The following is a 13,323-nucleotide window of genomic DNA, read 5'->3' as shown; positions in this document are numbered from 1 at the left end:
GCGGGAGAAGGGGCGCGCGCTGGAGATAGATCTGGATGAACGAGGACCTCCCCGCGGCCAGCATTCGTGTTCCGTGCATCGCGCGGCGCAATGACGCCTTGTCGGACAGCTCCCGCATCATACCGGAAGAAACCCCCATCGCCTTCACCTATGGCGGCTCCACGCATGCCGTGATGATGGCGACGCCGGCTGATCTCGAGGATTTCTCCATCGGCTTCGCGCTTACCGAAGGCCTCATCGATTCGATCGACGAGGCCGGTGATTTCGAGATCGTCGCCTCCGAGGCCGGCATAGAGCTGCGCAGCTGGCTCGCTGGCGGACGGCAGGAGGTCTATGCGGCGCGCAAGCGCTCCATGGCCGGGCCGACCGGCTGCGGCCTCTGCGGCATCGAGAGCCTCGAGCAGGCCAGCCGGCCGTTGCCGGTCCTCGCCAATGCGCTGCGCGTCTCATCGACGGCGCTCATCGCCGCCATGGATCGCTTGCCCGGCGCGCAGACGCTCAATCGCGAGACGCGCGCCGTTCATGCCGCCGCTTTCTGGGGGCCGGATTCGGACGTGCTGGTGGCGCGGGAGGATGTCGGCCGCCATAATGCGCTGGACAAGCTCGCCGGCGCGCTGGCGCGTCAGCGGCTTCCCGCAGCGCAGGGCGTCGTGCTGATGACGAGCCGCATTTCCGTCGAGCTCGTTCAAAAGGCCGCCCGCATCGGGGCGCCCATTATCGCCGCAGTCTCCGCGCCCACGGCTCTGGCGGTGCGCACGGCGGAGAAATGTGGCATGACTTTGGTGGCGGTCGTGCGCGGCCGTGACTTCGAAATCTTCACCCACCCCGAACGCATTCTGGAACAGGTCTCTACCCATGTCGCATAATTCGGCCGACCGGCTCGTCAAAATGGCCAATCAGATCGGCAAGTTCTTCGCCGCGCAGAGGCATTCCGACGCGGTGGCCGGCACGGCCGAGCATTTGAAGAAATTCTGGGATCCGCGCATGCGCGCCGGCATCATCGATCATGTCGCCCATGGCGGCTCCGGCCTCGACGAGGTGCCGCTGCAGGCAGTGCAGAAGCTCGCCGCGAAATAGAGGCGAGCGGCGCGGGTCGTCGCGTCGTCTCGGCGCTCTTCGGCTCAGGCGCCGACATCTTCCGTCGTTTTATTCCAGGCGACGGCTTCGAGCTGCTGCGTGTTCGCCTGACAGCGTCGAACGATCAGCCGAATGAGATAGAGCCCGAATTGCGGGTTCTGGAAATAGAGCTGCTCGAACTCCTCATAGGTGATCGACAGCAGCCGGCAATCGGTGAGCGCGCGCGCCGAGGCCGTGCGCAAGCCGTCCTCGGTGAACAGCGCCATTTCCCCGAACAGCGTACCCGGCGGCAGCCGGATTCCCACCTCTGGAAGCTCGATCTCGCCTTCGATCAGCATATAGGCGCGGTCGGCCTCCTCGCCTTTGCGAAACAAAAGCGCGCCGGCCTTCACGCTGCATGGATGCATGAAGGGCTTCAGCCATTCGACCTTCAGCTCGCCATCCGCCGCGCGCTTGACGCTGGCCACCAGCTTGCGCATCTCGCGCAGACGAATGAGGTCGAGCGGAAACAGAATGACGTGGCGGGTCAACACGGCCATGTTCCCGCTAGCAGCGCCGACGACGACGCCGAGAAAATTCGCGATCGTGGATGCGATCCGCAAGCGGATCATCGTCTTCGAATAGGCGGAAGCCACAGCCGCCACCGATTGCATCCACGAGGCCGCGATCACCAGATACAGAATATGCTCGCTCGTCACTCGAGATTCTCCAGGGAAGCGGAGGCTTTCTCGCCGACGACGAGCGGCTCGACGCCTCTTTGGCGTCACAGATAGCTCATTTCTCACGCTGAAGTCAGCAGCTACAGCGTTTCGCGCCCCATATCGCCGCAGCGGCTCAGCGGCGGAGCCGCTCCAGCACCTCCTTCGTCGCGAATCCATCCGCCGGCTGCACGCCTTCGCTCAGCTGAAAGGCGTGCACGGCGTTGCGGCTGGTGCGGCCGAGCTTGCCGTCTATGGCGCCGCGATAGAAGCCGCGCGTGGTGAGCAGGCGCTGCAGCTCCTTGCAATCGGCGGTCGAGAGCGCCGCGATCTTCTTCGGCCAAGGGGCGATGGGCGCGCGTCGCCCGGCGATGCGGTCGGCGAGCAGGCCGATCGACAGCGCATAGGCGTCGGAGGTGTTGTATTTGCGGATCACCTCGAAATTATCGGTGATGAGAAAGGCCGGGCCGGCCGCGCCGGCCGGCAGATAGAGGCTCGCCGGACCGCTCGCCGGCAGCGCCTCGCCATCGGCCCGTGCGAGGCCCAGCGCGCGCCATTGCGCGAAGTCGAGATCGAAGTCGGCGTAGTCGAAATTTTTGGGCAGGACGACCTCGACCGCCCAGGGCAGGCGCGGATCCCAGCCGGAGAATTTCAGGAAATTGGCGACAGAGGCGAGCGAATCGAGCCTGTTCGTCCAAATGTCGGGGGCCGCGTCGCCGCTATAGGCGGTCGCATATTTCAGATAGGCCGAGGGCAGGAATTGCGGCTGGCCCATAGCGCCGGCCCAGGAGCCGCGCAGCCGCGCGCGGGTGACGTCGCCTCTCTGCAGCATGACCAGCGCGGCGACGAGCTCATCGGAGAAGATCGTTCCCCGGTGGCCGGCATAGGCCAGCGTCGCCAGCACGCGCAGCGTGTCTGCGGCGCCGGTCGCGGAACCGAAATTGCTTTCCACCCCGAGTATGGCGAGAGCGATCTCGGAAGGAACGCCGCTGCGCTCCTCGATCGTCGCCAACGGCGCGGAGAGCTCGCCGGCGAGCGCGCGTCCCCGCGCCACACGCGCTGCGCTGACCGCGCCGGAGACATAGGAGGGGATGGAAATGGTGAACTCGGCTTGAGCCTGTGGGCGCCGCAGCAATCCGGGCTCAGGCGTGAGGCCCGCGACAGCCGAATCGAAAATCTCGCGCGAGACGCCGGCGTCGCGCGCCCGTGGCCATAATTGCTGCAGGAAATGGTCGAGATCAGAACCGGCGGCGCTTTCCTGCGCCAGCGCGCAAGGACTGAAAAAAGCCGTCAGGACAAACAGTAGGAAAATGACCGGGAATGATAGGAACACATCGCGGCGATTGCCGCGAGCGTGGCCGAAAGCTTGTCGCAAAATTGCGCGCGAGCTTGGCCATTCTTTGGAATCTTTACACTTTTGGCCATTTTGTTTGACACTTCGCTGCGCTGCGTTTTCAATCAGCATGTCTCGACTTCCACAAGGAGCCGCGAGCAGGACAGGATCTGAGGCGAAACGGAAATGACGCATCACCCCATGATTACGAATTTTCGTGCGCCGATCCAACTGGGAAAAAAGGCGGCCCCCATCAAGGACGAGCAGGAGCTGAAGGCCAAGCTTCGGGCGGCCGGCCTTCGTCCCACCTCGCAGCGCATCTCGCTCAGCAAGCTGCTCTATGGCAATGGCGACCGCCATGTGAGCGCCGAGGCGCTCCACGCCGAAGCGCGCGAGGCCGGCCTGCAAATGTCGCTCTCGACCGTCTACAACACGCTCAACCAATTCGCCGACGTCGGCCTGCTGCGGGAGATCGCCGTGCAGGGGCCACGCACCTATTTCCACACACGCACCGCGCCGCATCACCATTTCATGGATGAGGTCAGCAAGCGCATGTTCGACGTGGTGGACGGCTCCATCGAATTCGCCAAGCTTCCCGCTCCGCCCGAGGGCATGGAGATCGTCGGCTGCGACGTCATCATCCGGCTGCGGCCCAAGCGGAAGGCTTGAGGCGGCTCGCCGGAGCAGTCTCTCTTCAGTGTGATTGTTTCAGAAAGGCCGCCGCTTGGGCGGCTTTTTTCATGCCTTCTCCCGCGCAGCGATTTTTCCTCGCCGGGTCTTGTCCAGCTCCAGCTCCAGCGCTCGCGAGGCGAGCCGAATCGGCCCCTCTCCCGCGAAGCTTCGCGGGAGAGGGGCCGTTCCGTTCAGCCGAGCAGCTTGGCGATCTCCGCCTTCAGCCCATCGGCGATGTCCGGGCGCGTCAGGCCGAAGGCGAGATTGGCGGCCAGAAAGCCGAGCTTCGATCCGGTGTCATAGGTCTTGCCGTCGAAGCGCACGCCGTGGAAGGCTTGCGAGCCGCTCAGCGTCACCATGCTGTCGGTGAGCTGAATCTCGCCGCCCGCGCCCTTCTCGCCCTTGGCCAGAATGTCGAAAATCTCCGGCTGCAGAATATAGCGGCCCGAGATCATCAGATTGCTCGGCGCGGTTCCGCGCGGCGGCTTCTCCACCATTCCGGTGATCTCGAAAGCGGCGCCGAAATCCTTGCCGACCGAGACGATGCCGTACTGGTGCGTCTCCTCCGGCGGCACTTCCTCCACCGCGATCACATTGCCGCCATGGGCCTCATAGGCCTCCACCGCCTGGGCGAGGCAGCGGCTCTTCTTCGGCCCATTGCCGAGCGTCACCATATCGGGCAGCAGCACGGCGAAGGGCTCGTCGCCGACGATCTCGCGCGCACACCAGACCGCATGGCCGAGGCCGAGCGGAGCCTGCTGGCGGGTGAAGCTGGCGGCGCCGGCGGGAGGCAGATCGGCGATCAGCGCGTCATATTCCTTGATCTTGCCGCGCTTCTTCAGCGTGTCCTCGAGCTCATAGGCGATGTCGAAATGATCCTCGATGACGCCTTTGTTGCGTCCGGTCACGAAAATGAAATGTTCGATCCCGGCCTCGCGCGCCTCGTCCACCACATGCTGGAGCACGGGGCGATCGACGACGGTCAGCATCTCCTTCGGCACCGCTTTGGTCGCCGGGAGGAAGCGCGTGCCGAGGCCGGCCACGGGAAAAACAGCCTTGCGAATACGTTTGCTCATGATTAGTCCATTTCGAGCGAGTGTGACCCGAGCGCGAGCGCGCGACGCCCGAGCAGGGTTTCGGAAAAGGCGCTAGCGCTTTTCCGAGAATATCCCGCAATGGCAAAAGACCAACGCCTAGTCCGAGCCGGGCCAGGATTCGTCCTTAACCATTGCCCGTTAATTTCCCGTGATGACGTCTTCAGCAGGAAGAGAGCGGAATGACCATTCTCGTGACCGGCGGTGCCGGCTATATTGGAAGCCATATGACGCTCGAGCTGCTCGACGCCGGCGAGAAGGTCGTCGTGCTCGACGATCTCTCCACGGGGTTTCGCTGGGCGGTTCCGGAGGAAGTTCCGCTCATCGTGGGCGATTTTGGCGACGCGGCGCTGCTGCGCGATATTTTCGCGCGGCATGATGTCCAGTCGATCATTCATTTCGCGGCCAAGATCGTGGTCCCCGAGTCCGTCGCCGATCCTCTCGGCTATTATTTGAACAATACGGCGAAAGCGCGGGCTCTGCTGGCGGCGGCGGTGGAAGCGGGCGTGAAGCGCTTCATCTTCTCCTCGACCGCGGCCGTCTATGGCGATCCCGAGCATAATCCGGTGACGGAGGACGAGAGCCTGAAGCCGGTCTCGCCCTATGGACGCTCCAAGCTGATGGTCGAGTGGATGCTCGAGGATGTCTCGCGCGCGCATGATCTCTCCTATGTAGCGCTGCGCTACTTCAATGTCGCCGGCGCCGACCCTCGCGGCCGCTCCGGCCAATCGACGCCCAAGGCGACGCATCTCATCAAGGTGGCGGTGCAGGCGGCGTTGGGGCTGCGTCCCGGCATGCAGGTTTTCGGGACTGATTATCAGACGCCCGACGGCACCTGCCTGCGCGACTACATCCACGTCACCGATCTCGCCCGCGCCCATCTCGACGCGCTGCGTCATTTGCGTGGGGGAGGCGAGAGCCTCGTCTGCAATTGCGGCTATGCGCATGGCTTCTCGGTGCTCGAGGTGATCAAAACGGTGAAGCGCGTTTCCGGCGTCGATTTCAAGGTGGATTTCGCCGGCCGTCGGCCGGGCGATCCGGCCGCCATCGTCGCCGCCAATGATCGCATCCGCTCGCGCCTCGGCTGGACGCCGCGTCACGACGATCTCGAGACGATCGTGCGCCAGGCGTTGGATTGGGAGCGCAAGCTTGCGGCCCGCAACGAAAGTGGAGCATAGCATATATATTATAGAAATATTCCGATACTCTTCGGATATGGGAGGAAAGCGCCAGATTTTACAAGTATTTCTGCGCGATATAGCCTCGTGACGGCAGGCGCTGGTAAGTTTTGCGTAAGGCGGCGCGCGGACAGTCGCGCGCGTCCGCTCTCCTTCCAGGATACGCAGAATGTCCATATCGAGTCTGGCCTCCAGCGCGGTTCAAACCGCCTATCATCATCATTCCCGTCCCACGAAAGACGTCGACGACACGACAGCGGCGGCCGCCGCGAGCGCTTCGGCGACGACCAGCTCCACCTCCACGACGCAGACCAGCGCGGTCGATCCCAGCTCGGCGATCGATTTCCGCAGCCAGAGCTCCGGCCAGCTCGCCTCGCTGCTCTTCGCCAGCGATTCCAGCTCGACCAGCTCCAGCGACGATTCCTCCTCGTCCTCGGATTCGGGCTTCGCCTCGACAGTCGCCAATCTGCTGAAGGCGGTCGACTCCGGCGATACGGAGGCGGCCAAGACCGCCGCGTCGAGCCTTCAGAGCCTGTTGCAATCGTCGTCGACCTCGGATTCGTCGAGCTCGTCATCGTCCTCGTCGGACGGCCAATCCGGCTTCCTCTCCGATCTGCAGACGTTGGTCTCGGCGGTGCAGTCGGGCGACACGACGACCGCGCAATCGACGGCCAAGACGATCGAGAGCCATTTGCAGGCGCCGCCGCCTCCGCCCCCGCCGCCGCCGTCTTCTTCCGCGTCTACTTCCTCTTCCGAGAGCTCGGATTCGACCGCTTCCTCCTTCGTCTCCGATTTGGCGACGCTGCTGAACGCGGTGCAATCGGGCGATTCGACGACGCAGAAGAGCTCCGCCACGAGCCTCGAGAGCGATCTCGCTTCGCTCCTGTCCACATCCTCGACGAATTCCTCGTCATCGTCCTCGACGACGACCGATTCTTCGTCTTCCTCTTCGACGATCGTCGACGATCTGAAGACGCTGATCACCGCCGCCAAGAGCGGCGACGCCAGCGCCGCGCAATCGAGCGTCGCGGCGCTGCTGAAGGATCTCGTCGCTCAGCAGGGCTCTCAGTCCTCGAGCGCTTCGCAAAACGCGTAAAACAGCAGGGGCGGCCTCACCAGACCACTTTGAGGCCGCCTCGTCCCGCATAGGATTGCGTGCGTCCGCCATATTCGCCTTCGAAAGAGGCGAAGAGCGCGACCGAGGCGTTCACATCGAGGCGCAGCCCGCCTTTCACCTGCAGGTAATTCTCGTCGGGACGCGCGCCGGCGATGGTGAAAGCCGCCGAGGGCGCCGAGGCGAAGGATGCGAGAAGCGCGCGCGTCGGCTCGAATTCATGCACATAGGCGAGCGAGAGATCGGGCGTCAGCCGCCAGCCATTGTCGAGCGCGAAGCTGCGCTTGAATCGCGCGCCGAAATAGAGGGGCAGCGAGTCCGTCTCGCGCGCGGCGAAGGTCAGCGCGCTGAGGCCTGCAAAGCCGGGAAAAGCCGCCGTCGTCTCGGTGAATCCATCCGTCCAAATATGCGCCGTCTCGACAGCAGCGAAAGGCGTAGCGCGCAGGCCGAACAGATCGACGTCGCGCCCGATCTCGACGCGCGCGCGCAGCACGCGGCTCCCGAAATTCGCATTCGCCGTCTCGCCCGTTCCGAGGCCGAAGACCGAGCGGCGTGAGTAATTGTCGAAATCGGAGAAGGCGAGCGAGGCGGAGATATAATTGGGGTCGAAGGTGAAGACGCCATAGCCGCCGATATGCCAGCCATGCGTGTCCACATGAGTCGAGCGCTGATCGGTCGAGGCTCCGCCGGCGCTATAGCCGCCCGCGAAGCCGAGCAGAAGATTGGGAAGCACCGCCGCATCGAGACCGATGGCGCCGCCGCCGAGGCTCGTGCGCTGCGTCGCCGAGCCTTGCGCAGCGTCGCCGCCGAGGCGTGCGCTCTGGCCGAAGCCGGAGATCCACATGCGCCAGAGCCGCGCCGGCTCCTGTGTCATACGCGGGGCGATCGGACCCTTTTTCGATTCCAGAGACGCATAGCCGAGGGCCGGCGTCGTCGCGGAAATGGAGATTCCATTGGCGTCGCGCGTCTCGCCCGAGCGCCAGAATTGTCCGGCGTCTGCGAGAGTCGAGCCGAACAGGCGGTTCGATTCGAGGCCGACATTCAGCGCGCCGGTGACGCCTTCGCCGGAGAGTCCGTCGAAGGCCGCGCGCGCGCCGGCCGCCGATTTGCCGACGACGGCGAGGAACAGCGGGCTCGCCGTCGGCGTCGTGTCGAGCGCCGCGGCGACCGCGCGCTGATTGCGATTGGCCGCGACGCTCTGGAAGAAGACGCCATTGCGCGAGAGCGTCAGATAGGCGTTGTTGGCGTTATAGGAGAGCGAGGGCGTCAAAAAGGCGAGATCGGTGGAGACCGAAGCGAAAGAGCCGCTGACGCCGCCCGCCGCCTGCACGATCGCATAGCTCGTCGAAGGCGCATAATTGCCGGAGGCGGCGGTCACTTGCACAGAGCCGGCGAGCGCCGCCGTTCCGCCGACGATGATCTTGTCCGCCGCGCCGGCGGCGTTTGCGTCGATCTGATAGACCGAGCCCGAGCGGAAAGTAGCGTTGCCGGTGACGGTGAGCGTGGAGATCGCGCCGGCGCCCGAGCCCGGCGAGACGGCGCCCGACAGATCGAGCGCGCCCAGCGTGCCGGAGCCCGACAGACGCCCGCCGGCGGCGATGGTGACGAGATTGCCGATCGTGCCCGCGGCGACCAGCTCCGCGCTGCCCGCGACCGTCACGCCGCTAGAATAGCTCTGCGTCCCGGTGAGCGTCCACACGCCGTCATCGACGCTCAGCGTCTCGAAATTGATCGCGCCGGCGAAGGTTCCCGTTCCTGAGAGCGAGATGCGATCGTTTCCGGCGCCGCCGTCCACCGTTCCATTGATGACGGAGCCGGTGCGAATGTTCAGCGTGTCGTCGCCGGAGCCGAAGACGATCGCCTGTCCACCGCCGCCGGTGATGGTCCCGGAGTTGGTGATCGTATTGTTCAGCGTGCTGTTGATATAGATTCCGTAGCGTGTCGTGCCTTCGATTGTGCCGGCGTTGGTGATCGTCACCGCGCCGAAGGCCGGCCCTTCCGAGCTATTGTCGACGAGAATGCCGTCCGCCAGACCGATGATGGTCGCGCCGGCCTTATTGTCGATGACGCCGCCGCCGATGGCGACGCCCTGGCTGGTGTTGGTCTTGCCGTCGGAGCCGACGCCCTTCGCGCCCGTGCCGCGGATCGTGCCGTAATTGGTGATGTTGCCGATGTAATCGATATCGACGCCATCGCCGTCGCCATTGGCGACGCCGGCGATATTGTCGATATCGCCCGAGATGAGGCCGTAATTGATCACCGTCCCGCCGACGTCGGAGCCGACGCCCGAGCCGTTGCGGCCGATGATCTGACCGCCGGCGTAATTGGTCACGGTGATCGAGGAGGTCGTCTTATTCGCCGTCGGATCATAGCTGATGTTGATTCCGTGGCGTCCGCCGGAGATCAGGCCGCCGGCGTAATTATTGACCGTTCCGCCGGTGCTCGTCTGGAAGTCGATTCCATCCGCGCCGCTGTTGGTCTGGAAATTATTGGAGATGATCTGGCCGTAATTATTGATCGTGGCGTTGTTGCCGGGGCGAACGCCGTCGGCGTCGGCGGTCTGCAGCACGCCGGTCGCGAAATTGTTTATGGTGATCGAGGCCGTGCCGGCGACGATATTGCCGAAGTCGATCGCCTGGCCATTGTTGGAGCCCGTGCCCGTCGCCTGGATCAGCCCGTAATTATTGACGGTGATCGTTCCCGACGTGACAGCCGTTCCCACTTGCAGCGCGTCATTCTGCGATTGAATCGTCGCGCCCGCCTCATTGGTCAGCGTGAAGCTCATCGCGGTTCCGCTGTTGAAGCGGATCGCGCGCGTTCCTGTCCCCGTCGATTCGATCGTGCCGAAATTGTCGACGGAGACGCCGGTCGAGGTCGATGTCTGATTCAGCGTCGGATTGGCCGAGGAGGTGAGCTTGCCCCCGGCGCCCACGGTGATCTTATCGGTTCCGCCGAATGTCTTCTGGCCGGAGACGGTCGTATTGGCCGGGACATTTATGTCGGCTGCGACGGCCGCGGAAGAGAACGAGAGGGAGGCGAGGAGGGCGAGAGGGCTGACGCGCGAGAGAAGAGGCGACATTGCGGTTCCGTTCCAGCTGGATCGGGACCCCTAATGGCGGCGGCGCATGACGCTTTGACGACAGCGCCGCAATGTCGCCCTCTTCTGTTCACCCTGTGTTACGCAGGCCGGCCGCCACGCCATTGATGGACATGAGAATGCCCTGGCGAATGTCGTCGCCGGTCTGGCCGCCGCGGAAGCGGCGAATGAGCTCCACCTGCAGATAGTTGAGCGGGGCAATGTAGGGGAAGCGATGGTGCAGCGAGCGCGCCAGCGCCGGATTGTCGGCGAGTCGCTGGCTCGATCCGGTGAGATCGGCGAGCGCGGCGTTGGATCGGCTCCACTCCGCCTCTATCTCCCCATAAATGCGGTCGGCGAGCGCGTGATCCTGCACCAGGCCCGCATAGTGACGCGCGATCGAGAGATCGGTCTTCGACAGGATCATGTCGATGTTCGACAGAAGCGTGCGGAAGAAGGGCCATTCGCGATACATGCGCTTCAGCAGCTCGAGCTTGGAGCCGTCGTCGCCCTCGCGGAAGCGCGCGATCGCCGAGCCGAAGCCGTACCAGCCGGGCAGGGCGAGACGCGCCTGGCCCCAGGAGAAGCTCCACGGAATGGCGCGCAAATCTTCGATCTTGCGCGATGGCTTGCGCGAGGCCGGCCGTGAGCCGATGTTGAGCGAGGCGATCTCGGAGATCGGCGTCGAGGCGAAGAAATAATCGACGAAATCGGGCGTCTCGTAGACGAGGCCGCGATAGGCGTCCATGCCCCATTGCGCGAGCTGTTCCGCCACATCGAGGAATTCCGGCGGCGGCGCCTTGCTGTGCGAGAGCAGCGTCGCCTCCAGCGTCGCGGCGACGAGCAGCTCGAGATTGATGCGGCCGATCTGCGGATTGGCGTATTTCGCCGCGATCACCTCGCCTTGCTCGGTGAGGCGGATCTGCCCGTTCACCGTGCCCGGCGGCTGCGCGAGAATGGCGTCATAGCTCGGGCCGCCGCCGCGTCCCACAGTGCCGCCGCGCCCATGGAAGAGGCGCATGGCGATCGACGGCAGGCCGGAGAAGAAATCCGCGAGCGCGGTGGAGGCGCGATAGAGCTCCCAAATGCTCGCGAGAATGCCGCCGTCCTTGTTGCTGTCGGAATAGCCCAGCATGATGTCCTGCTGCGCGCCGGAATTGGTGACGAGCTTGACGATGCCGGGCAGCGCGTAGAATTCGCGCATGATGACGGCGGCGTTGCGCAGATCGCCGATCGTCTCGAACAAAGGCACGATAATGAGATCGGCGGCGACGATATTGGCGTCGCGCGGATCGAGAGTGCCGCGCATCATGCCGCATTCCTTCTGCAGCAGCAGCACCTCGAGCAGATCGCTCACCGTCTCCGTATGGCTGACGATGTAATGGCGGATCGACTCGTGACCATAGGTCTTGCGCATCTCCGCCGCGCGCTCGAAGATCGCCAGCTCGCTCGCGACATCTTCCGAATAGGCGGCGTCGACGAGCCGCACCGGCCGCGGATCGCTCAGCAGCTTCAGCAGCAGCGCGCGCTTCTCCTCTTCCGTGAGGGCGGCGTAGTCGGGCGCGACGCGCGCTTCGCGCAGCAGCGCGGCGATGGTCTCCTCATGGCGGTCGGAACTCTGCCGCAAATCCACAGTGGCGAGATGAAAGCCGAAGACTTCCGCCGCGCGGATCAGCGGCTCGAGCCGCTGCGTCGCGATCACCTCGCTGTGATGGCAGCGCAGCGAATCATCGACGATCTCGAGATCGGCGAGAAAGGCGCGTGGGCCGGAGTAGGGCGCGCCGGGCGCCCTCGCATGGCGCTGCGCCTGCTGGCCGGTCAGCTCCTCGAGCGTCGCGGCGAGGCGGGCGTAGACGCCGATCAGCGCGCGGCGATAAGGCTCGTCGTCGCGATGGGGATTATCGTCGCCCGAGCGCGCCGCGAGCTGCTCGAGCGCCTGGCTGCAACCGGCGTAGCGACGTGAGATGGACAGCTCGGCGCCGAGCTCATGCACCTCGGAGAGGTAGAAGCGCAGCGCCGTCTCGCCCTGCATGCGCAGCGCATTGGCGAGCGATTCGGCGCGCACATTGGGATTGCCGTCGCGATCGCCGCCGACCCAAGTGCCCATGCGCAGAAAGGGCGGAATGCGCAGGCCGCCCAGACGCTCCTCTATATCGGCGTAGAGCAGCGGAATCTGGCGCAGGAAGGTGCTGCGATAATAGCTCAGCGTGTTGGCGATCTCGTCGCGCACGGTGAGCCGCGCCTGGCGCAGCAGCTCCGTCTGCCACAGCTGCGAGACGCGGGCGCGCAATTGCAGCTCGTTGCGGGCGAGATCGGCCTTGTTGCGCGCATGTGGGCGCGCCTCCAGCAGGGCGGAGATGGCGTGCTCGGCGTCGAGCAGGCTCTTGCGCCGCACCTCCGTCGGATGCGCGGTGAGCACGGGCGAGACCCAGCCGTTGGAGAGCACTTGCGCCACCTTGCCGGGGCCGATCGAGGCCTTGCGCAAATGGGCGAACGTGTTGGCGAGGCTCGGCTGGGGGGAGGATTCGTCGCCCTGCAGCGGATGCAGATCCTCGGCGATATTGGCGAGATGGGAGAAATAGCTGAAGGCGCGGATGACGGTGACGGCCTCGCTCGCCGAGAGCGAGCGCAGCAGCGCCTCGAGCTTGTTATCGGCCTCCATGTCGCCATTACGGCTGACGGCCACCGAGAGGCGGCGGATCGTTTCTATGCGCTCGAAGGCGGCGACGCCCTCCTGCTCGCGCACCGTGTCGCCGAGCAGGCGGCCGAGCAGGCGAATATCGGCGAGCAGCGACTGATCGTCGAGCAGGGCGGAGGAGCTGAAATTGGCGGCGTCTGTTTCGACTTGCATATGGGGCGTCGATCCTGGGCGGGGCGCTGTTGGGCGCGGTAGGTCCTGCGAGCTATAGCAGATTTTGGACCGGAGGCGATGCGAGGCGAGGGGGAGGGGGCGATCGGGTGAAGGCCAATAATCCTCCCCCTCATCTGAGGAGGGAAGCACGAGGGGGAGCTTCAGATGGCCGGGCATGAAGGTTTCCTCGTCCTTCGAGACGCCGCTGCGCGGCTCCTCAGGATGAGGAA

Annotated in this window: 10 protein-coding genes; 5 read left to right on the top strand and 5 right to left on the bottom strand. The window is 64.8% G+C overall.

Features of this window, described 5'->3' with window-relative positions; genetic code table 11:
* Positions 1–35: 35 nt before the first annotated feature.
* Together fdhD and A1351_RS17165 are read left to right on the top strand one after the other, a co-directional pair.
* Entirely contained in the window at positions 36–866 is an 831-nt protein-coding gene (gene fdhD / locus A1351_RS17170; protein ID WP_026598848.1) for a formate dehydrogenase accessory sulfurtransferase FdhD, read from the top strand.
* Positions 856–1,077, top strand: a complete 222-nt coding sequence (locus A1351_RS17165; RefSeq protein ID WP_018265611.1) for a formate dehydrogenase subunit delta — start codon at positions 856–858, stop codon at positions 1,075–1,077. Before fdhD ends, A1351_RS17165 begins: the two co-directional genes overlap by 11 nt.
* Positions 1,078–1,121: 44 nt before the next feature.
* On the opposite strand, the gene A1351_RS17160 is transcribed toward A1351_RS17165, so the two are convergent.
* Positions 1,122–1,775, bottom strand: coding sequence for a Crp/Fnr family transcriptional regulator (locus A1351_RS17160; RefSeq protein ID WP_024880235.1), 654 nt, complete (start codon positions 1,773–1,775; stop codon positions 1,122–1,124).
* A 136-nt stretch (positions 1,776–1,911) separates the two neighbouring features.
* Positions 1,912–3,108 (bottom strand): lytic murein transglycosylase, encoded by a 1,197-nt coding sequence (locus A1351_RS17155; RefSeq protein ID WP_245291678.1) that lies wholly within the window; start codon positions 3,106–3,108, stop codon positions 1,912–1,914.
* 186 nt (positions 3,109–3,294) lie between these two features.
* On the opposite strand from A1351_RS17155, the gene irrA reads away from it, so the two are divergent.
* Positions 3,295–3,777, top strand: coding sequence for an iron response transcriptional regulator IrrA (gene irrA, locus A1351_RS17150; RefSeq protein ID WP_026598845.1), 483 nt, complete (start codon positions 3,295–3,297; stop codon positions 3,775–3,777).
* A 194-nt stretch (positions 3,778–3,971) separates the two neighbouring features.
* Here the strand turns inward: irrA and A1351_RS17145 are convergent, their stop codons facing one another.
* Positions 3,972–4,856, bottom strand: a complete 885-nt coding sequence (locus A1351_RS17145) for a UTP--glucose-1-phosphate uridylyltransferase (RefSeq protein WP_024880232.1) — start codon at positions 4,854–4,856, stop codon at positions 3,972–3,974.
* Positions 4,857–5,056: 200 nt separating this feature from the next.
* Here A1351_RS17145 and galE point away from each other — a divergent pair, with 200 nt between their 5' ends.
* Both galE and A1351_RS17135 read left to right on the top strand, forming a co-directional pair.
* Positions 5,057–6,052, top strand: coding sequence for a UDP-glucose 4-epimerase GalE (gene galE / locus A1351_RS17140; RefSeq protein WP_064033560.1), 996 nt, complete (start codon positions 5,057–5,059; stop codon positions 6,050–6,052).
* Positions 6,053–6,221: 169 nt separating this feature from the next.
* Positions 6,222–7,148 carry a hypothetical protein gene (locus A1351_RS17135; protein ID WP_064033559.1) on the top strand — a complete coding sequence of 309 codons (927 nt, stop codon included), beginning with the start codon at positions 6,222–6,224 and terminating at the stop codon, positions 7,146–7,148.
* A 16-nt stretch (positions 7,149–7,164) separates the two neighbouring features.
* On the opposite strand, the gene A1351_RS17130 is transcribed toward A1351_RS17135, so the two are convergent.
* Both A1351_RS17130 and ppc read right to left on the bottom strand, forming a co-directional pair.
* Entirely contained in the window at positions 7,165–10,245 is a 3,081-nt protein-coding gene (locus A1351_RS17130) for an autotransporter domain-containing protein (protein ID WP_064033558.1), read from the bottom strand.
* 88 nt (positions 10,246–10,333) lie between these two features.
* On the bottom strand, positions 10,334–13,093 hold the full coding sequence (ppc, locus tag A1351_RS17125; RefSeq protein WP_064033557.1) for a phosphoenolpyruvate carboxylase: 2,760 nt from the start codon (positions 13,091–13,093) through the stop codon (positions 10,334–10,336).
* Between the last annotated feature and the right edge of the window lie 230 nt (positions 13,094–13,323).

It is taken from the genome of Methylosinus sp. R-45379 (assembly GCF_001644125.1).
Lineage (GTDB): Bacteria > Pseudomonadota > Alphaproteobacteria > Rhizobiales > Beijerinckiaceae > Methylosinus.
The sequence above is the reverse complement of the archived record's forward strand: the minus strand, read 5'-3'. Positions and strand labels throughout refer to the sequence as shown.

Coding starts and splice junctions, on each gene's coding strand:
- fdhD (WP_026598848.1), top strand. CDS start 36: ATGAACGAGGACCTCCCCGCGGCCAGCATTCGTGTTCCGTGCATCGCG.
- A1351_RS17165 (WP_018265611.1), top strand. CDS start 856: ATGTCGCATAATTCGGCCGACCGGCTCGTCAAAATGGCCAATCAGATC.
- irrA (WP_026598845.1), top strand. CDS start 3,295: ATGACGCATCACCCCATGATTACGAATTTTCGTGCGCCGATCCAACTG.
- A1351_RS17145 (WP_024880232.1), bottom strand. CDS start 4,856: ATGAGCAAACGTATTCGCAAGGCTGTTTTTCCCGTGGCCGGCCTCGGC.
- galE (WP_064033560.1), top strand. CDS start 5,057: ATGACCATTCTCGTGACCGGCGGTGCCGGCTATATTGGAAGCCATATG.
- A1351_RS17135 (WP_064033559.1), top strand. CDS start 6,222: ATGTCCATATCGAGTCTGGCCTCCAGCGCGGTTCAAACCGCCTATCAT.
- A1351_RS17130 (WP_064033558.1), bottom strand. CDS start 10,245: ATGTCGCCTCTTCTCTCGCGCGTCAGCCCTCTCGCCCTCCTCGCCTCC.
- ppc (WP_064033557.1), bottom strand. CDS start 13,093: ATGCAAGTCGAAACAGACGCCGCCAATTTCAGCTCCTCCGCCCTGCTC.